This is a genomic window from Pseudomonas sp. LS.1a, assembly GCF_022533585.1.
Lineage (GTDB): Bacteria > Pseudomonadota > Gammaproteobacteria > Pseudomonadales > Pseudomonadaceae > Aquipseudomonas.
On record NZ_CP092827.1, the window covers coordinates 915,335 to 934,158 of the forward strand.

Annotated in this window: 22 protein-coding genes; 17 read left to right on the top strand and 5 right to left on the bottom strand. The window is 62.0% G+C overall.

Translation table 11 applies throughout. The annotated features are described in order from the left end of the window. The 10 genes from cyoC (at position 1) to MKK04_RS04235 (ending at position 7,865) form a co-directional block, all read left to right on the top strand. On the top strand, positions 1–624 hold the full coding sequence (cyoC, locus tag MKK04_RS04190; protein ID WP_063911281.1) for a cytochrome o ubiquinol oxidase subunit III: 624 nt from the start codon (positions 1–3) through the stop codon (positions 622–624). Next, a complete protein-coding gene (gene cyoD, locus MKK04_RS04195; protein WP_025337746.1) occupies positions 624–956 on the top strand; it encodes a cytochrome o ubiquinol oxidase subunit IV in 333 nt (110 codons plus the stop codon). Before cyoC ends, cyoD begins: the two co-directional genes overlap by 1 nt. Positions 957–967: 11 nt before the next feature. Then, the gene (gene cyoE, locus MKK04_RS04200) at positions 968–1,855 is read left to right on the top strand and encodes a heme o synthase (RefSeq protein WP_063911282.1); all 888 of its coding nucleotides are present in this window, start codon (positions 968–970) and stop codon (positions 1,853–1,855) included. 335 nt (positions 1,856–2,190) lie between these two features. Further along, positions 2,191–3,399 (top strand): alanine transaminase, encoded by a 1,209-nt coding sequence (alaC, locus tag MKK04_RS04205; RefSeq protein WP_087503060.1) that lies wholly within the window; start codon positions 2,191–2,193, stop codon positions 3,397–3,399. 215 nt (positions 3,400–3,614) lie between these two features. After that, positions 3,615–4,742 (top strand): hypothetical protein, encoded by a 1,128-nt coding sequence (locus MKK04_RS04210; protein WP_241106277.1) that lies wholly within the window; start codon positions 3,615–3,617, stop codon positions 4,740–4,742. Between the two features lie 159 nt (positions 4,743–4,901). Beyond that, entirely contained in the window at positions 4,902–5,285 is a 384-nt protein-coding gene (locus MKK04_RS04215) for a YkgJ family cysteine cluster protein (protein ID WP_063911285.1), read from the top strand. Between the two features lie 354 nt (positions 5,286–5,639). Beyond that, complete coding sequence (locus MKK04_RS04220) at positions 5,640–5,891, top strand: DUF3077 domain-containing protein (protein WP_241106278.1); 252 nt, start codon at positions 5,640–5,642, stop codon at positions 5,889–5,891. 451 nt (positions 5,892–6,342) lie between these two features. Further along, positions 6,343–6,906, top strand: coding sequence for a GNAT family N-acetyltransferase (locus tag MKK04_RS04225; protein ID WP_012270565.1), 564 nt, complete (start codon positions 6,343–6,345; stop codon positions 6,904–6,906). 12 nt (positions 6,907–6,918) lie between these two features. Further along, on the top strand, positions 6,919–7,458 hold the full coding sequence (locus tag MKK04_RS04230) for a hypothetical protein (RefSeq protein ID WP_241106279.1): 540 nt from the start codon (positions 6,919–6,921) through the stop codon (positions 7,456–7,458). Between the two features lie 20 nt (positions 7,459–7,478). Continuing rightward, on the top strand, positions 7,479–7,865 hold the full coding sequence (locus MKK04_RS04235; RefSeq protein WP_207838037.1) for a lysozyme inhibitor LprI family protein: 387 nt from the start codon (positions 7,479–7,481) through the stop codon (positions 7,863–7,865). Positions 7,866–7,999: 134 nt separating this feature from the next. On the opposite strand, the gene mnmH is transcribed toward MKK04_RS04235, so the two are convergent. Beyond that, positions 8,000–9,112 carry a tRNA 2-selenouridine(34) synthase MnmH gene (mnmH, locus tag MKK04_RS04240; RefSeq protein WP_207838038.1) on the bottom strand — a complete coding sequence of 371 codons (1,113 nt, stop codon included), beginning with the start codon at positions 9,110–9,112 and terminating at the stop codon, positions 8,000–8,002. Continuing rightward, a complete protein-coding gene (gene selD, locus MKK04_RS04245) occupies positions 9,112–10,146 on the bottom strand; it encodes a selenide, water dikinase SelD (RefSeq protein ID WP_207838039.1) in 1,035 nt (344 codons plus the stop codon). Before selD ends, mnmH begins: the two co-directional genes overlap by 1 nt. Before the next feature lie 134 nt (positions 10,147–10,280). On the opposite strand from selD, the gene MKK04_RS04250 reads away from it, so the two are divergent. Genes MKK04_RS04250 through phnE form a run of 4 tightly spaced genes read left to right on the top strand, consistent with a single transcriptional unit; the run spans position 10,281 to position 13,535 of the window. Further along, a complete protein-coding gene (locus MKK04_RS04250) occupies positions 10,281–11,135 on the top strand; it encodes a putative selenate ABC transporter substrate-binding protein (RefSeq protein ID WP_207838041.1) in 855 nt (284 codons plus the stop codon). A gap of 20 nt (positions 11,136–11,155) precedes the next feature. Continuing rightward, a complete protein-coding gene (locus MKK04_RS04255; protein WP_063911746.1) occupies positions 11,156–11,950 on the top strand; it encodes a phosphonate ABC transporter ATP-binding protein in 795 nt (264 codons plus the stop codon). Continuing rightward, complete coding sequence (locus tag MKK04_RS04260; protein ID WP_241106280.1) at positions 11,944–12,771, top strand: PhnE/PtxC family ABC transporter permease; 828 nt, start codon at positions 11,944–11,946, stop codon at positions 12,769–12,771. Before MKK04_RS04255 ends, MKK04_RS04260 begins: the two co-directional genes overlap by 7 nt. Beyond that, a complete protein-coding gene (phnE, locus tag MKK04_RS04265; protein WP_241106281.1) occupies positions 12,768–13,535 on the top strand; it encodes a phosphonate ABC transporter, permease protein PhnE in 768 nt (255 codons plus the stop codon). The genes MKK04_RS04260 and phnE overlap by 4 nt, the downstream gene beginning before the upstream one ends. A 36-nt stretch (positions 13,536–13,571) precedes the next feature. Here phnE and MKK04_RS04270 read toward each other — a convergent pair whose 3' ends face one another. The 3 genes from MKK04_RS04270 to MKK04_RS04280 all read right to left on the bottom strand — a co-directional run bounded on the left by MKK04_RS04270 (position 13,572) and on the right by MKK04_RS04280 (position 16,322). Further along, entirely contained in the window at positions 13,572–14,465 is an 894-nt protein-coding gene (locus MKK04_RS04270; RefSeq protein WP_241106282.1) for a bestrophin family protein, read from the bottom strand. A gap of 123 nt (positions 14,466–14,588) precedes the next feature. After that, complete coding sequence (locus MKK04_RS04275; RefSeq protein WP_233687274.1) at positions 14,589–15,077, bottom strand: GNAT family N-acetyltransferase; 489 nt, start codon at positions 15,075–15,077, stop codon at positions 14,589–14,591. A gap of 135 nt (positions 15,078–15,212) precedes the next feature. After that, on the bottom strand, positions 15,213–16,322 hold the full coding sequence (locus MKK04_RS04280) for a GlxA family transcriptional regulator (RefSeq protein ID WP_207838047.1): 1,110 nt from the start codon (positions 16,320–16,322) through the stop codon (positions 15,213–15,215). Between the two features lie 98 nt (positions 16,323–16,420). On the opposite strand from MKK04_RS04280, the gene MKK04_RS04285 reads away from it, so the two are divergent. From MKK04_RS04285 to MKK04_RS04295, 3 genes are all read left to right on the top strand, one after another. Continuing rightward, a complete protein-coding gene (locus MKK04_RS04285) occupies positions 16,421–17,293 on the top strand; it encodes an ABC transporter substrate-binding protein (protein WP_207838049.1) in 873 nt (290 codons plus the stop codon). A gap of 71 nt (positions 17,294–17,364) precedes the next feature. Then, positions 17,365–18,153 (top strand): amino acid ABC transporter ATP-binding protein, encoded by a 789-nt coding sequence (locus MKK04_RS04290; RefSeq protein WP_063911297.1) that lies wholly within the window; start codon positions 17,365–17,367, stop codon positions 18,151–18,153. Then, positions 18,153–18,809 (top strand): amino acid ABC transporter permease, encoded by a 657-nt coding sequence (locus tag MKK04_RS04295; RefSeq protein WP_063911298.1) that lies wholly within the window; start codon positions 18,153–18,155, stop codon positions 18,807–18,809. The genes MKK04_RS04290 and MKK04_RS04295 overlap by 1 nt, the downstream gene beginning before the upstream one ends. Positions 18,810–18,824: the final 15 nt, after the last annotated feature.

The following is an 18,824-nucleotide window of genomic DNA, read 5'->3' on the forward strand; positions in this document are numbered from 1 at the left end:
ATGTCCAGTCAAGTAATGCACGGTGCTGCTCATGGTCACGACCATGGGCATGACGACCACCACCACGACTCGGGCCAGATGACCGTACTCGGTTTCTGGCTGTACCTGATGACCGACTGCATCCTGTTTGCGTCGCTCTTCGCCACCTACGCGGTGCTGTCCGGCAGTTTTGCCGGCGGCCCGTCGGGTCATGACATCTTCCAGCTCGATTTCGTAGCTGTTGAAACGCTGTTCCTGCTGCTGTCCTCGATCACCTTCGGCTTCGCCATGCTGAAGATGTTCGATGGCAAGAAAGCTGGCGTACTGGGCTGGTTGGCTGTGACCTTCCTGTTCGGTGCAGGCTTCATCGCGATGGAAATCTATGAATTCCATCACCTGATCGGCGAAGGCTTCGGCCCGAACCGCAGTGGCTTCCTGTCGGGCTTCTTCGCCCTGGTAGGTACCCACGGCCTGCACGTGACCGCCGGCCTGATCTGGATGGCAGTCATGATGTACCAGATCAACAAGCACGGCATCACGCCGACCGCCAAGACCCGCATGAGCTGCCTGAGCCTGTTCTGGCACTTCCTGGACGTGGTCTGGATCTGCGTATTCACCGTCGTCTACCTGCTGGGAGTTCTGTAATGGCTAACGCACACGACACTCATCACGAAGGTAACCACGGCAGCGTCAAGTCGTACATGATCGGCTTCATCCTGTCGATCATCCTGACTGCGATCCCGTTCGGCCTGGCCATGTCGCCAAGCCTGCCGAAGAACCTGACCGTTCTGATCATTGTTGCCATGGCCGTGATCCAGGTAGTCGTACACCTCGTGTACTTCCTGCACATGGACCGCTCGAAAGAGCAACGTAGCAACGTCTCGACGTTCCTGTTCACCGCTCTGGTGATCGCTCTGCTTGTCGGCCTGTCGCTGTGGATCATGTTCAGCATCCACTTTGAAATGTTGGCCAAGTGAGGTAAGACTGCATGTCCGTTAAGCACTTTATCCAAATCACCAAACCGGGGATCATTTTCGGTAACGTGCTTTCCGTGGCAGGCGGTTTCTTCCTTGCCTCGAAGGGCCATGTGGATTTCGCCCTGTTCCTGGCGGTGGTGATCGGTACTTCGCTGGTGGTTGCGTCCGGATGCGTGTTCAACAACTGCATCGACCGTGACATCGACCACAAGATGGAGCGCACCAAGAACCGCGTCATGGTCCAGGGCGGCATGTCGCTGCCCCTCGCGCTGATCTACGCCACCCTGCTCGGGGTGGCGGGTTTCAGCCTGCTGTATGTCCAGGCCAACCCGCTGTCGGCGTTCTGCGCAGCTGTAGGCTTCATCGTCTACGTCGGTTTCTACAGCCTGTGGCTGAAGCGTAAATCGGTGCACGGCACCTTGGTCGGCAGCCTGTCTGGTGCCATGCCTCCGGTGATCGGCTATTGCGCCGTGAGCAACAGCTTCGACCTGGCTGCAGTCACCCTGCTGGTGATGTTCAGCCTGTGGCAGATGCCGCACAGCTTTGCCATCGCGATCTTCCGCTTCAAGGATTACAGCGCTGCCAACATTCCGGTCCTGCCGGTGGCACGTGGTGTCCTCGCGGCGAAGAAGCAGATCGTGCTGTACGTGCTGGCCTTCGTGCTCGCAACCCTGATGCTTACCCTCGGCGGTTACGCCGGCCTCGGCTACCTGGCCGTGGCAGCAGCCATGGGCCTGTACTGGCTGTACATGGCCTGGGGTGGCTACAAGGCCGAGGACGACAGCAAGTGGGCCCGCAAGGTGTTCGGCTTCTCCATCCTCACCGTCACTGCCCTGAGCGTGATGATGGGTGTGGACAGCCAGACCGCTGCGGACGTGCTGATGACTTACGCACGCTGATACTGCTGCCTGTTACACGAAAGCCCCGGCCATTGTGCCGGGGTTTTTTTATGGGTTTTTTCCTGTGCTGGCCCTTTCGCGGGTGAACCCGCTCCCACAGGTTCGTGCACAGGATTTGAGCTTGGTGCGTCCCCTGTGGGAGCGGGTTTACCCGCGAAGAGGTCGGACCTGAAATATAAATTTGAAATTTTCAAAAAATACATCTGAAAAATTCTAACAAAACAGGAAATTGTCCTTTACAGTCATACTGTTTCGGCACTATCTTCTGATCCAGGCCGCCACATCGGCCAACGTCGCTCGGACGGTTCCGGGCGCTTACGTACTCAGAGGAAGCCATGGCCAACCCAGGTTCGCCGCGCCGCTTTGCGCGCATCGATCGTCTCCCCCCTTACGTCTTCAACATCACTGCCGAGCTCAAGATGGCTGCCCGCCGCCGTGGCGAGGACATCATCGACCTGAGCATGGGCAACCCCGATGGCGCCACCCCGCCGCACATCGTCGAGAAACTGGTGCAGGTCGCCCAGCGTGAAGACACCCACGGCTATTCCACCTCTCGCGGTATCCCACGCCTGCGTCGGGCCATATCCAACTGGTACAAGGAACGCTACGAGGTCGACATCGACCCGGAAAGCGAAGCCATCGTCACCATCGGCTCGAAGGAAGGCCTGGCGCACCTGATGCTGGCCACCCTTGACCAGGGCGACACGGTGCTGGTGCCCAACCCCAGCTACCCGATCCATATCTACGGGGCAGTGATCGCCGGTGCCCAGGTGCGTTCGGTGCCGCTGGTGCCGGGTGTGGACTTCTTCAACGAACTCGAGCGGGCCATCCGCGAGTCGATTCCCAAGCCGAAGATGATGATCCTCGGCTTCCCGTCCAACCCCACCGCCCAGTGCGTGGAGCTGGACTTCTTCGAGCGCGTGGTGGCTTTGGCCAAGCAGTACAACGTGCTGGTGGTACATGACCTGGCCTATGCCGACATCGTCTACGACGGCTGGAAAGCCCCGTCGATCATGCAGGTGCCGGGGGCCAAGGACATCGCGGTGGAGTTCTTCACCCTGTCCAAGAGCTACAACATGGCCGGCTGGCGGATCGGCTTCATGGTCGGCAACCCCGAGCTGGTCAGCGCCCTGGCGCGGATCAAGAGCTACCACGACTACGGCACCTTCACCCCGCTGCAGGTGGCTGCCATTGCCGCACTGGAAGGCGATCAGCAGTGCGTGCGCGACATTGCCGAGCAATACCGCCAGCGCCGCAACCTGCTGGTGAAAGGGCTGCACGAGCTGGGCTGGATGGTCGAGAACCCCAAGGCCTCGATGTACGTATGGGCGAAGATCCCGCCGGAGTATGCGCACCTGGGCTCGCTGGAGTTTTCCAAGAAGCTGCTGGCCGAGGCCAAGGTATGCGTGTCGCCGGGGATCGGCTTTGGTGATTATGGTGATGACCATGTTCGCTTTGCCCTGATCGAGAACCAGGACCGTATTCGCCAGGCGATTCGCGGGATCCGGCAGATGTTCCGGGCTGATGGTTTGACCCGCAAGTAAGTTATTGGGGCCGCTTTGCGGCCCATCGCGACACAAGGCCGCTCCCACAGGTACAGCGCAGCATTTGAAAATTGCGGCGTAGCGGTGGGAGCGGCCTTGTGTCGCGAAAGGGCTGCAAAGCGGCCCCGACTGATACTAAGGCGAGTTTTCCACCTGCATCCCACTGATTTATCTACCTACCTTCAGCACTCATTTCTCACCACAGAGACCCACAAATGAGTGTCTTCACTGCCTATTTCTGCGGCACCGGTTCCCACCGCTTCGACGACGCCAACCCCAACTTCTGGAATGGCGAGCTGGTCTCGACCCTGGCCAGCAATGACCAGGGCCGCGAATTCGCCCACTGGATCGCCGTTGACGGCCCCGGCAGCGGCAACCTCCAGGACGACAACCTGTTCGTCGAGCCCGGCGGCTACTTCAACTGGACCGGCCAGTTGTTCGGCCGCGGCTGGGAAGAGAACGTCAACCATGTGCTGCAGGTGATCAAGGGTGAAAGCAGCTGGCAGCGCACCAAGCTGAGCGAAGAGGAGTACCTGCGCCTGAAGGACGCCGGCGTACCCATTCCGGATGTGTCTTCCACTGCCTCCTGGTTCTGGCGGACCTACGACTATGGTGAGCGCCATCCAACACCGCAGGAGTTGCAGGAGCGCATCATCAGCATGTTCCGCACGCCGCGCTTGCCGACCCAGGTGAACCTGGTGGGCTGGAGCAGGGGCGGGATCAGCTGCCACATGCTGGCTAACGCCATGGCGCAGGACCCTGTATTGCGGGACATACCCGTCAATATCTTCGCCATCGACCCGGTGCCGGGCATCGGCAACCTGCAAAGCCGGCGGGTAACCCTGGCGGGCAATGTCCGCGAGTACGTGGGTTTCTATTCGCGGGACGAGCGATCGAAAGGCTTTGCCTGTGTGATCCCCTCGGTCGAACCGGATACGCGGATCTGCATCTACCCCATGCCAGGCCGCCATGCCACCCTGGTGGGCAATGCCTCGGTCGACGGTGCGGGTGGCGGTGAGGTACTGGTGGAGCCAGGGTTGATCGTTCGCCATTTTGCCGAGGTCTGCCTGACCCGCTGGGGTGTGGGGCTGGACAAGCGCCTGTGCCTGAGCGACAACCAGTTGATGCAATACCACAGGGTCATGGCTGCTGCCGAAGGGCAGTACAAGGCCATGCGCAGCGAGTCGTATACCGTACTGACCGAGGGCGAAAAGGACGACCGGCTGGTGCATTGCGGCGAGGCTCGCACACACTTCAGCAAGGTGTGTGGTGATGGCTATGACCCGACCGAAGGCCTTGGTTTGCAGCGCTGGGATGTCACTTCCTACAAGGCATTACGCTAACTTGAACGGGCGGCCGGCGAAGGCGCTGGTCGTCCATGCTCAATTGCCGGATCAGCGGCAAATATTTTTGCATTCCCCCTCTATCCAGGCGCCCCGGCTTGGATTGAAAATGGCGCTGCGGGCCAGCCCCGATAACAACAACCTTCCCTCCGTGCCATCATGTCCGAATACAACCCTTGCCTTGACTGCGGCGCCTGCTGCGGGTACTTCCGTGTGTCCTTTTTCTGGGGCGAATGCCAGTCTGCCGGGGGCCTTGTGCCGGACGACCTGGTGGTACAGATCAACCCCACCCGTGTTGCCATGATCGGCACCGATGCCAAACCCTGCCGTTGCATCAGCCTGCAGGGCGAGATCGGCCAGGAGGTGGCGTGTACCATCTACGCCAACCGTTCCAGCCCCTGCCGCGAGTTCGAGGCGTCGTGGGTGGGTGGGGTGCATAACCCCAGCTGCGACGATGCACGGGCGGCCTATGGGCTGCCACCGCTGACCCCGCCGGGGGCCAATGAGCCGCATTGGCCGGATGATGGGGCTGAGGTGGCCTGATTCTTCCAAGGTTGCCTGTGCCCGCGAAGAGGCCATCAGCTGTAAGAAGAATCTGAACCTGAAACCAAATGCTTCAGGTGGCCGGGCATTGGGAATTATCCTACGAGCTCAGTCGGATGCCGTCTGATAGGCAGGGAAATACCACAGCGTTAACTTCGCCGTTCGCCCAGAAGGCGAGCGAGTGTGAGAACTCGTCGTTGGTAGTCCCTTGTCAGCTTATGGCAGCTGTGCGCGTGCAGGCTTCGGCCTGACCGTGGTGACTCCAACACGGGCTTCTCACCTCGCGTACGGCTGCCGCCCAAATCTGTGAGAAGGATCGAGGTGGTTGCCTCCAGCACACATTTGGAGTTCATCATGAGTAATTACCTCAAATCCCGCACCACCGCAGGCGTGGAGAAATTCCTCGAGCTGTACCGGGTTGAACCGGACGTCCCGCTCGATCTGGCATTCGATGAATTATCGGTCCTGATCGGCTGCATCAAGCATCTGAACGAAGAGGCCGAGATGGAGGGCGACAAGATCGCCGGCAGCGCGGCGCGGATTCTCAGTGCCATGGCCAAGGCGCTGATCAATGACATGGAAGTGGGGTTGAACCGGGGCGATTGAGTGTTGGCCGGATGTGTATGTCGGGCTGGCCAGTAGCGGCTGACAGGTGCATGCCGAAAGGTTTGTGGTGGTTTTGAGATCGAGCGCCGCCCGCGCGGCGCTTCGCGGGACAAGCCCGCTCCCACATTTGTTGCAACGTGGCCATGCCTGTGGGAGAGGCGTTGTCAGCCCTGGTGCAGGACTTGAGGCAGGTGGGGCGGCAGCAATGCAAATCCAGAAATCCAGTTGCCCCACCATGGCTGGCAACCATGGCCTGACAGGTTCGGCACGTTGCAACAAATGTGGGAGCGGGCTTGTCCCGCGAAGCGCCGCGCGGGCGGCGCTCGATTTCCGCACCCCACCAAACCCAAGGCAGGCACCTCTCAAATACAACCCCAAACCCAAGACCTGCCCCACCCACCCCACATGAAGTTAAACTGTCATCTCCCCAGCAATGGACAGGAGATCCGGCGTGACCCCACCCCGCAGTTTCCCCAGTGACCTCTGCCTCGACAGCCCGCGTCTGCAATTGCGCCCCATGCGCCATGCCGATGCCGCGCAATGGCTGGCGATCATGGCCGACCCCGAGGTCATGCGCTATTGGCATCATGCCCCCTGGCAAGACCTGGCCGAAGCCGAAAGCGCCCTGGCCGCCGACCGCGAAGCCTATGCCAATGGCGACCAGCTCAAGCTTGGCATGTATCGCCGTGACAACGGCGAACTGATCGGCATGGTCCAGTTGTTCAACATCGACGATGTATCCCGCCGTGGTGAAATCGGCTACTGCCTGGCCAGCGCGGTGCAGGGCAGGGGCTACATGGACGAAGCACTGACCTGTTTCATCGACTACCTCGCCCACACCTTGCACATGCGCCGTCTGGAAGGCGAGATCGACCCGCGTAACCAAGGGTCGGCGCGTACCCTGGAGCGCCAGGGTTTTGTGCTGGAAGGTACCTTGCGTGCGCGTTGGTGCGTTGCCGGCGAGTTGTCCGATTCGGGTATTTATGGCCTTCTGCTTGAGCCCCCGGTTGCCTAGGAAATAAATCTTTTGCCAGTTTTCTACCTGAGCGTCAGCCTGCTGCTTTACCTGCTCGCATTGTTCTTCGATGGCGCGCTGATGAGCGGCGACCGCCACATGCCGGCCCTGCAAATGCTGTTGTACGGTCCCTGGGGCGTGCCCTTCGGCTTGTACCAATGGTTTGCCAACCCGCTACTGGCCTTGGCGATCCTTGCCCATCGACGCTTTCGCCGGCTGGCATTGCTGCTCGGGCTGGTGGCTGCGTACCTGGCGGCCAGCAGTTTCGGCATTGACCGCTTGCCGGACAACCAGAGCTATGAGTTTCATGACCTGACCGGTTTTGGTGTCGGTTTCTACCTGTGGCTGGCGGCGATGGTGGTGTTTTGCGTGGGGCATGCCTGGCATTGCTGGAGGGCACGCAGTGCCGACGACATGCCGGGCTGGAGCTGGCTGGATGTGCTGTTGATCGCGGCGCTTGGCGTGGCGCTGTATGCGGCGACGCAGATGCCGTCGCTGCGCTTCGAGCCGGGCAAGGTGCTGATGCCGCCGGAACAGCCGCAGACGCTTTGAAATCCACAAGGAGGGGTTGCATGAGCAAGCATTACCTGACGGGCCTGGCATTGGCCTGTGTGCTGCCGTTGGCCATGGCGGAGGACTACACGCCGGGATACGGGCAGTGCATGGACAAGGCATCCACTACCGTGGCCATGAGCGAGTGCATTCAGGCCGAGACGCAGTTGCAGGACCAGCGCCTGAACCGGGTGTACAAGCAATTGATGGGCAAGCTGGATGCCGGGCAGCAGAAGAGCCTGCGGGATGTGCAGCGCAAGTGGCTTGCCTATCGCGATGGCAATTGTCAGTTCCATGTACAAGCCAGTGGCGGGACCATGGCGCAGCTGGAAGGTGGGGCCTGTGTGATGGACATGACCCGCGACCGGGCGGCGGAGCTGGAGCGGGTGCTTAGTCCGGGGCAGTAGGGCTGTCTATACGGGCCTCTTCGCGGGTAAACCCGCTCCCACAGGTATTTCGCAAGCTTTGAGATCACGCTGTACCTGTGGGAGCGGGTTTACCCGCGAACACCGGCAACGCCGGTGCCATCCACCGCACGTTTCTACTTGCGCGGCTCGCGTAGCGCCCGGGCCTTGAGGTACTCGCGCACTTCCACGGCATCCCCGGCAAACTCGATACGTTCAGCCTTGGCCGCGCGCTGGTAGGCATACATCGGGTCGTAATACTCGCTCAGCAAGCCTTCGATGAAGACCCGGTGCAACTCCACCGAACCGCTGCGCTGCTGTTCTTCCAGCGCCTGGCGCAAGATTTCCGACAGCCGCTGATAGCGCTCGCCGCCGAGGCGCTTGTGGATCCTGCCCATGCTCTGCAGCAGCCCCTCGGCAAACAGTCGGCGGCCCTCTTCTTCACCATGCAGGCTGACGAACTCGGCGCTCAGGTTGATCACGTAATCGCGCAGGATACGCTCCACGCGGTTGGCCAAACTGTCTTCCAGCCACACCAGCGGGTATTGCTGCATGCCTTGGTACAGCTCCAGCGGTACGGTGCAGCTGCCCACGATACGGCCTTCGTCTTCCAGTACGAACCGCTCGATTCCCCGGGCGCGTTTCTTCAATACGTCTATGGCCAGCCGGTTCTCGAAGTCGATCTGCGCCGGCTGCGCTGTGGCGCGCTTGCCAAAGCTGGAACCCCGATGGTTGGCGTAGCCCTCCAGGTCCAGCTCATTGTCCAGCTGGTGCAGCACATCGGTCTTGCCGGTGCCGGTCAGGCCGCCCACCAGCACGAAATCACATTGCGAGACCGCCTGTTGGGTCGTCTCCAGCAGAAAGTGGCGCATGGCCTTGTAGCCGCCTTCGACGAGCGGGTAGTCAATGCCCGCCTCATCGCGCAGCAATGCCTGCACAAGATGCGAGCGCAGACCGCCACGGAAGCAGTACAGGTAGCCTTCAGGATGCGCCTTGGCGAACGCGACCCAAGCCTCCAGCCGAGCCTGCTTGGTCGCACCGCTGACCAACTGATGGCCCAAGGTGATGGCTGCAGCCTGGCCTTTCTGCTTATAACAGGTGCCGACCTTTTGCCGCTCCTGGTCGTTCATCAGCGGCAGGTTGACGGCACCGGGAAAGGCGCCCTTGGCAAATTCGACAGGCGCGCGCATGTCCATCATCGGCACGTCGTCGAGGAACAGCTGGCGGAAATCGGTGCAGTCGGGGCGCATCAGATCACCTCGACCGCGTGGCTCTGTCGCTCGACCAGCTTGCCGATCGGCGCCAGTTGCAGGCCCAGTTCGGCGGCCACCGCCAGGAACTCGGCTTCACCTTCCGGGGTAACGGCCACCAGCAGGCCGCCGCTGGTCTGCGGGTCGCACAGCAGGTGCTTCTGGTCGTCGCTCAGGGCACCGATCTTGTGCCCGTAGCTGTCGAAGTTGCGCAGGGTGCCGCCGGGGATGCAGCCTTCGGCCAGGTAGTGGTCGACGCTGGGCAGGCGCGGTACGGCGGCGTAGTCCAGGTGCGCGGTAAGGCCGCTGCCTTCGGCCAGTTCCACCAGGTGGCCGAGCAGGCCGAAACCGGTGACGTCGGTCATGGCCTTGACCCCGTCCAGCTTGCCGAAGCGGCTGCCGGGGGTGTTGAGGGTGCACATCCAGTCGCGGGCCAGGCCCTGGTCCTGCGCGCGCAGCTTGGCCTTTTTTTCGGCGGTGGTCAGGATGCCGATGCCCAGCGGCTTGGTCAGGTACAGGCGGCAGCCTGCGCTGGCGGTGTCGTTGCGTTTGAGGTGGCGTTTGCTGACCACGCCGGTGACGGCCAGGCCGAAGATCGGCTCGGGGGCGTCGATGGAGTGGCCGCCGGCCAGCGGGATGCCGGCTTCGGCGCACACCGCACGGCCACCGCGGATCACTTCGCGGGCCACTTCCGGCGGCAGCACGTTGACCGGCCAGCCGAGGATGGCAATAGCCATCAGCGGGTCGCCGCCCATGGCGTAGATGTCGCTGATGGCGTTGGTGGCGGCGATGCGGCCGAAGTCGTACGGGTCATCGACGATCGGCATGAAGAAGTCGGTGGTCGAGACCACGCCGCGCTCGTCGTCCAGCGCGTACACGGCAGCGTCGTCGCGCGAGGCATTGCCCACCCACAGTTTCGGGTCCAGGGCCTGGGCGCCACTTTCGGCGAGGATCACATCCAGCACCTTGGGGGAGATCTTGCAGCCACAGCCGGCACCATGGCTGTACTGGGTCAGGCGAATCGGCTCGCTCATGCGTACCTCGGCAGGTCAATTTATTGCGCGATTGTAGCAAAGCTGGCCTTTGAGCCAGCGCCTCTTATAATTCCTGAATTCCCGTTGTCGGCGCATAGGCCGGCCCTTCCCCGCTATTGAACCGGAGAACTCCCATGCTCAAACGCCCTCTGGCGCTCGCCGCCGGCCTCGTGCTGTCCTGCTGTGCCGTTGTCGCCCAGGCTGCTGACACCCTGCGGGTCAGCGCCATCCCTGACGAAGCACCGACCGAACTGCAGCGCAAGTTCAAGCCGCTGGGCGAGTACCTGGCCAAGCAGTTGGGCATGGAGGTGAAGTTCGTACCGGTTGCCGACTACCCGGCAGTGGTCGAGTCGCTGGCCTCCGATCGCCTCGACCTGGCCTGGCTGGGCGGCTTCACCTTCGTCCAGGTGCACCTGAAGGACCCGACCGCAACGCCGCTGGTGCAGCGTGAGCAGGATGCGCAGTTCACCTCCAAGTTCATCACCGCCAACCCCGATGTGAAGAGCCTGGCCGACCTCAAGGGCAAGTCGTTCGCCTTCGGTTCCATCTCGTCCACCTCGGGCAGCCTGATGCCGCGTTACTTCATGCTCAAGCAGGACAACATCAAGCCTGAAGACTACTTCGGCCGTGTTGCCTACTCCGGCGCCCACGACGCCACCGTGGCCTGGGTGCAGGCCGGCAAGGTCGATGGCGGCGTGCTCAACGCCAGCGTCTGGCAGAAGCTGGTGGATGCCGGCAAGGTCGATACCACCAAGGTGAAGGTGTTCGCTACCACCCCGACCTACTTCGACTACAACTGGACCGTGCGCGGCAACATGGACCCGGCGCTGAAAGCGAAGATCAAGAAAGCCTTCCTCGACCTCGACCCGGCCAACCCGGAGCACAAGGCGATCCTCGACCTGCAGGCCGCCAGCCGCTTCATCGAGACCAAGCCTGAGAACTACGTGGGCACCGAGCAGGCTGCACGCGAGGCCGGCCTGCTCAAGTGACATCTCCAGTGGCTTCCAACGTGGCTATTCATCTGCACGGGGCCGGGCTGCGCCATGGCCAGGTGCGTGCGCTTGACGCAGTGAGCCTGCGCATCGGTGAAGGCGAGCGCGTCGCCATCATCGGGCCTTCGGGGGCGGGCAAGTCCAGCTTGCTGCACCTGATGGCGACCGCCATCCAACCCAGCAGCGGGCGCCTGGAGCTGCTCGGCGAGCAGCCCTGGGCATTGTCTGCCAGGGCCCGCCAGCGCCTGCGTGCGCGGGTCGGCCTGGTGCACCAGGCGCCGCCTTTGCCGCCGCGCCAGCGGGTGGTGACGGCGGTGCTGGCCGGCCGCCTTGGGCAGTGGGGCATGCTGCGAGGCTTGCTCAACCTGCTGTACCCCAGCGATGTGCCGGGGGCGCGCCAGGTACTGGCCGAACTGGGCCTGGCCGACAAACTGTTCGTGCAGTGCGGGCAATTGTCCGGTGGCCAGTTGCAGCGGGTGGGAATTGCCCGGGCGCTCTACCAGCGGCCGCAGGTGCTGTTGACCGACGAGCCGGTGTCGGCCATGGACCCGGTGCTGGCCGACCATAGCCTGGCCTTGCTCAACCGCCACGCCCAGGCCAATGGCGTGACCCTGGTGGCGAGCCTGCATGCCGTGGACCTGGCGCTTGCGCACTTCCCGCGGGTAATTGGTATCCGCGAAGGGCAAGTGGTGTTCGACTGCCCGGCGCAAGCGGTGACCGAACAGTTGCTGGATGCGCTGTACGCCAACGAACAACTGGCTTCACCGCCAAGCCAGGGGCCGACCCTGACCGTGCAGATTCCGCGATGCTGAAGCTTGATGCCCGCGACCCGGCGCTGCTGCCGCGGTTGCTGCTGACCCTGCTGGCGGTGGCAGTGCTGTGGCCTGGCGTCCGGTTGAGCGAACTGAACCCCGGGGTACTGCTGCAGGCGCAGAACCGCCAGCAGATCGCCAGTTTCACCAGTGCCTTCTGGCCGCCAGCACACGATGCCGACTTCCTTTCGCTGCTGTATGACGCCACCTTGCAGACCCTGGCCGTGGCCACGGCCGGCATGGCGTTGGCGTTGCTGCTGGCGGTTCCTGCCGGCCTGCTGGCCAGCCGTGCCCTGTCGTTGCGCGCCGCCTCCCATGGTGGTCGCGCAGGGTTGTGGTCGCGCCTGCTGCGCCTGCCGGTGCGCTGGTTGCTGATTTTCCTGCGCAGTGTGCCGGAAATCGTCTGGGCGTTGCTGTTCGTGCGGGCCGTGGGGCTGGGGCCGACGGCGGGCGTGCTGGCCATCGCCATCACCTACAGCGGCATGCTCGGCAAGGTCTATGCCGAGATCTTCGAGTCGGTCGACCAGCGCCCGGCCCATGCCTTGCTGCAGGCGGGTAGTGGCCGCCTGGCTGCGTTTCTCTACGGCATCCTGCCCAGTGCGGTGTCCGAGGTGGTGTCCTACACCGTGTACCGCTGGGAGTGCGCAGTACGCGCCTCGGTGGTGATGGGCTTTGTCGGTGCTGGCGGGCTGGGGCAGCAGATCGACCTGTCGATGCGCATGTTCGCGGGTGCGGAAGTGGCGAGCATGCTGCTGACGTTCCTGGTCCTGGTGATGCTGGCCGACCTGCTCAGCCGCTTCCTGCGCTGGAGGCTGGCATGAACCGGGTGATCAACTTGCTGGTGCTAGGCGCCATCGTTGCTGCTGTGATGGCCTCGTTCGCCTACCTGGAGCTGGACTTGCAGGCGCTGGTCGGCAACGGCGGGCCGGGGCAGATGGGGGAATATGCCGGGCGTTTCCTGCACCCGGACCTGTCTGCCGGGCACCTGCGCGCGGTTGCGCACGGGGCGCTGGAAACCTTGGCCATGTCAGGCCTGGGCACCCTGTTGGCCATGGTGTTGGGCATGCTGTTGGCGCTGCCGGCTGCTGGCCGGTTCGGTTGGCCGTTGCAGGCCTGCGCGCGGCTGCTGCTGAATGCCCTGCGGGCCATCCCGGAACTGGTGTGGGCCGCGCTGACGGTGCTGGCAGCCGGGCTTGGGCCGAATGCCGGTACCCTGGCCTTGGCGCTGCATACCGCTGGCGTGCTGGGGCGGTTGTTTGCCGAAGCGCTGGAGAACGCACCGCCGGAGCCGGCGGCGGCCATCCGCTTGCAGGGCGGCAGCCAGGTAGCGGCATTCTTCTTTGGCACCTTGCCCAATCTGTGGCCGCAGCTGTTGGCTTACAGCCTGTATCGCTGGGAGAACAACATCCGCATGGCCAGCGTGCTGGGGTTTGTCGGGGCTGGCGGGTTGGGGCAGATGCTGTACACCACCTTGAGCCTGTTCCAGGAGGCCCAGGCCAGCACGGTGATCATGGGGATGCTGGTGCTGGTGTTGTTGGTGGATGCATTGAGTGATGTGTTGCGCCAGCGCTATGTGCGGGCCTGATCGATAGCCGGGGCCGCAACGCAGCCCCAAAATCGATCAGGCACCACCAACTTCGGCACACTGCGCCTCCCGCTGCATCGACTCCAGGTTCCGCTCGATCGTCTCGCAAATGCTGTCCATCTGGATCTGGTGCTCACTGAACCTGAACGGGCTCTGCAAATCTGTCCCGATCCGCTCGATGGCCAGCAGCATGAAGCCCACCACCGTCGAAGCCAGCGGCGTGAACCAGCCCAGCGACTCCACCAGCCCCACCGGCACGATCAGGCAGAACAGGGTGATGAACAGCCGCGGAAAGTACACATAAGGGTAGGGCAGCGGCGTATTGGCGATCCGCTCCATGCCACCCTGGGCATTGGACAGGTCTACCAGCGTCGATTCCAGCCTTGCCAGGCGAATGCTGTCCAGCCGCCCGGCCTGGTACTCCCGCGCCAGCAACGCCGCCGAACCACTCAGAATGTCGTTGGCGAAGTTGTTCGAGCGGTTGCGCCGCTCGAATTCCGCCGGCGGAATGAACGCCATCAGTTCATCCGGGCAGCGCTCACCCTTCAAGTGCGCCGCCAGGCAGTTCACATAGGCGATATGCCGGCGCAACAGGGTAGCCTTGACCGGGTTGAGGCCATCATCCGGGTTATCGATCAGGGTCAGTGCCTGCCGCGCGAAGCTGCGCGAACTGTTGACCAGCGCCCCCCACAAGGTGCGCGCCTCCCACCAGCGGTTGTAGGCGCTGCTGTTGCGAAAGCTCACCAGCACCACCAGCGCCGAGCCCAGCAAGGTCAACGGGATCAGCGGCAGGGTGAACTTGCTGTTGAAGAACAGCATGAAATCGATGGTGACCAGCACATCCCAGATCAGCAGCCAGAACAGCGACCAGCCGATGTAGCCGATGGTTTTCACGGCCAGGCGGTACTTGCGGACAATGATGCCTTTCACGCGGGCTACCTCGAAAATTGGCAGATGCAGGATCCGACGTCGAGGCAGGGCGAAGGTTCGGTGTGTGATTGTTGCAAGGGATTTTGGATCTTCTCGCCCAGCCCCATGCAGTGCCTCGCTGACTCAGCCGGGTTGGATCAACACCTGTTTCATCTGCACCAATGCCACCCGCGAGCCATCCCACGCTTGCCGTTCCTCGATGCCGAACGGCACGAAGCCCAGCTGTGGATAAAGCAGCAGGCCCGCTGTGTTGTGGTTGAAGCACGACACCCATACCTCCCGCGCTGCGAACTGTTGGCGGGCCAGTTCGATCATGGCAGTGACCAGGTAGCGCGCTACGCCCTGGCCGCGTGCGGCCTGGGCCACGACCACGTTGCCCAGGGCGCACACGCCGCCGTGTTCGGCCTTGTAGAAGTTGGCGAATGCCAGCACCGTGCCGTTGCCTTCCACCACCGTGGAGCCGCTGCGCTGGGCGATGGCATCGTTCAGCTGGGCGGGGGAGAGCGGGTAGCTGGCTTTGGGGAACATGTAGAACAGTTCGGCCGGGCTTTGCGGGAAGCTGCAGATTCCAGGGATATCGTCGGGCCGTACGGGGCGGTGGGTCAGGTGCATGGCAAGTCCTTGTGTGCTGCTGGTCGGGCCACTTCGCGGGCAAGCCCGCTCCCCACAAGGGGCGGGGCAGTATCGGTGTGGGCGGGCGTGCCCGCGAAGTCATATTCTGCCCCGCCACGGGTCAATGCTCACTATTTATGAAACCACTTCCCCCTTGGTCGGGGTCGCGTTTCGCATCAGCTCTTTGCGCAATTTACCGGGGGACATGCCGAAGAGGTTCTGGAAATGCCGAATGAAATGGGGAGCATCGGCAAAACCGCATTCGAAAGCGATTTCTCCGATATGTCGATCCGAGCTGATGAGCAGCCAGCGGCCAAACCTGAGTCGAACCTGGCGATAGAACTGGGCCGGGGTGCTACTGGTTTCGGCGACAAACAGCCGCTCCAGTTGCCGTTTACTGGTACCGACAAGGTTCGCGATCGCATCGATATCCAAAGGCTCGGTCATGTGCTTTTCCATCAGCATCACGGCTTCATGCAGGCGCCTGTTCGAAGAGCTGGCGTAGCCAAGTGCCTTGCGCCGATCGACGAAACTGCCAGAGCTGCTTTTCGCGACGGTCATCTGGTGCACGACCTTGCCGGCGCGATCCGGGCCGCAATGCATCCCGATAAGATGGATGGCCAACTCAATCACCGAGATGCCACCTGCGCAGGTGATCCGATCCTTGTCGATCAGGAAGTCACTGTTGCTGACAAAGCGCAATCGCGGGAACAGGCGTTTCCAGTCATCGCAATGGTAGGCATGCACGCAGGCAGTACGCCCCTCCATCAGGCCATGTCGCGCGAGCACGAAGCTGCCTGTGCATAGGCCGATCAATGGAACGTCAGCGGCGGCTGCCTGATGCAGGAATGCCGGATAAGTCTTCGGCGCTGCCTCCAGGTAATCCAGTAGCCCGCCAATCACCACGATGTAATCAAATTGATGAGGGTCGGTGAGTTCACTGTCGATGGGTACATCAAGCCCGCAACTGGAAATGACTCTTTGCCCGGGGGTACCGAGGACTTTCCATTGGCATCGTATCGGGCGGCTCTGATCGCCCGTATCGGCAGCATGTCGCAACGCATCGGTCAGCCCCGAGAGTGACAGCAAGGGGAAGCGCGGCCATAGCACGATACCTATGGACAACTCAGTGGCGCCGCGTCGGCTTGGCGGATGTCGTGCCTGACCCTGGTCAAGCGCTTCCACGAGGCTTGCGCTGGAGGCGTTGGGCAGTGCATCTCCGAAATGTCGCAAATATTCAATCATTCCTGCAAACCATCCAACAAGTTATGCCGCTGATCACCATACGATGAGCGCCTGCCCAACACCATGCTGTTCATAGAAAAACAATCAGGGAGCACGTGATGAAGAAGCCCAACGTTCAACGGTTTGCCGGTATCTATGCGGGTTTGCTGGTATCCATGCTGGCTTCGCTACCGGCATTCGCACTGGAAACGGTAGAGCCGGGAAGCCTGACCGTCGCGTTCACCGGGGACATGCCGGGGACCGGTTATCAGGACAGCCGGATGGTCGGCTACGATGGTGAAATCCTTCAACAAATCGCTGAGAAGCTGGGTTTGAAGGTCAAGCCGGCCTTGATGGACTGGGCCAGCACCATTGCCTCGGTACAAGCCAATCGCGTGGATGTCATGGCCGGCACCATGGGCTGGACCGAGCAGCGCGCGAAGATCATGACCGTGAGCGACCCGATTCACTATTTCAAGAACGGCATCACCCAGACCGACAAGACCAACTGGAGCAGCCTCAAGGATTTGCAGGGCAAGAAGGTCGGCACTATCACGGGTTTCTCGTTCATTCCCGAGATGCGCAAGATCGAAGGCTTGCAAGTCGCGCTGTACGACACCTCCGATGCCGCAGTGCGCGATCTGCTCGCCGGGCGTATCGATGCAGTGATTGGCGATCCGCCGGTCATGCAATACGCCATTTTCCGCAATCAGCAATGGCACCTGCGTTTCAACGCCTTCACTGACAACGACCCTGATTTTCCGCTGCTGACGGGCCTGGGGCAGGTGGTGTACGGCTTCAATAAAGAGGCAAGCCCGCAGCTTGTGGCTGCCGTGAACGAGCAGATCCAGACCCTCTGGAAAAGCTGCGAAATGCGCAAGATCGGTGCCCGCTACGGCTTGTCCCAGGATGTCTGGTATGTGCCGGAAGGCAAGAACCTGAGGCTGAGTGTCGACCGCCCGGCGGACTGGCAACTGCCTGGTTGCAAGTAAGCGCTTGAGCGGATGAATCGGCCTTTGCCGGTTCCATCGCCGTACCTATAACAATAAAGAGGTTAACCAAGATGTCGACCCCGTCCGAACCTGCGCTGCTGCGCGTGCATGACCTGCATAAAAGCTATGGTGAGCTGGAGGTGCTCAAGGGCATCAACCTGGAGTTGAAAGCCGGCGAAACCCTGTCGTTGATCGGCCCCAGCGGGTCGGGAAAGTCGACTTGCCTGCGTTGCATCAATTACCTGGAAAAACCCACCCGAGGCGATATCTGGCTGGGTGACGAGTTGATCGGGCAGGTCAAGGATGGCAAACGCATACGCCTGATGAGTGATCGGGAAATGGCCCCACAGCGACGCGAGATCGCCATGGTGTTCCAGCTTTTCTACCTCTGGCCACATCTGAATGTGCGCGACAACGTCGCGCTGGGGCCGATAAAGGCACAAGGCATGCCGCGCAAGCAGGCCTACGAGCTGGCTGATGCCATGCTGGAAAAGGTCCACCTGCGACACAAGGCCGAGGTCTATCCCGAGCAGTTGTCCGGCGGACAACAACAGCGGGTGGCTATCGCCCGCGCGTTGGCCCAGCAACCAAAAGTCATCCTGTTCGACGAGCCAACCTCGGCACTGGACCCCGAACTGGTGGGGGAAGTACTGGCCGTGATTCGTGAGCTGGCGCAAGAGGGCCGCACCATGATCATGGTCACCCATGAAGTGCGCTTCGCTCGGGATGTGGCGGATCGGGTGATCTTCATGGACGGCGGACACATTGTCGAGCAAGGGCCTTCGGCGCAGGTAATCGACAGCCCACGTCATGAGCGTACCCGCAGTTTTCTCGGGCGCATGGCCATGGAGGGCGCTTGATGGCGAACTTCGAGGTCTTTCTCGGGCTATTGCCCCTGTTGTTGAAAGGCGCGCTCACCGCCCTGGAAATCGCGCTGTGTACCTTGCTGCTGGCGAGTGCCGGTGGCGTGGTACTGGCCGTGTTGCTGACGTTCAGCCGCTCACGGCTGCTGCATGGCGTGGTCGGCTGTTTCATTGAGTGGATGCGCAATGTTCCCGCGCTGGCGCATCTGTTCCTGATCTATTTTGGTCTCTCCTACCTTGGTATCAACTTGCCCGCGTGGCTGGCCGCCATCGTTGGCTTGAGTCTGGTAGGCAGTGCGGTGTTGGCCGACATTTTCCGCAGTGGCTTGCAGTCGCTGCATGTCGGTCAGCATGAAGCCGGGTTGGCTGTCGGCCTGAGCCGGATGCAGATTCTGCGCTGCATTCTCTTGCCCCAGGCCCTGCGCCTGACGTTGCCAGCGTTCGCCAACTACGTCACGCAACTGATCAAGGACACCTCCATCGCCTCAGCCATTGCCGTGCCGGAGATCATGTTCCTGGCGCGCAATCTGGTGACGTCCACCTTCCAGACGTCGCTGATCTACCTGGCAGTGATGTGCATCTACGCCGTGATGATTCTGCCGATCGGTGTGGGATTCATCAGGCTCGAACGTCATCTGGGGAGTGCGCGATGATCAGTTTCTTTCAGC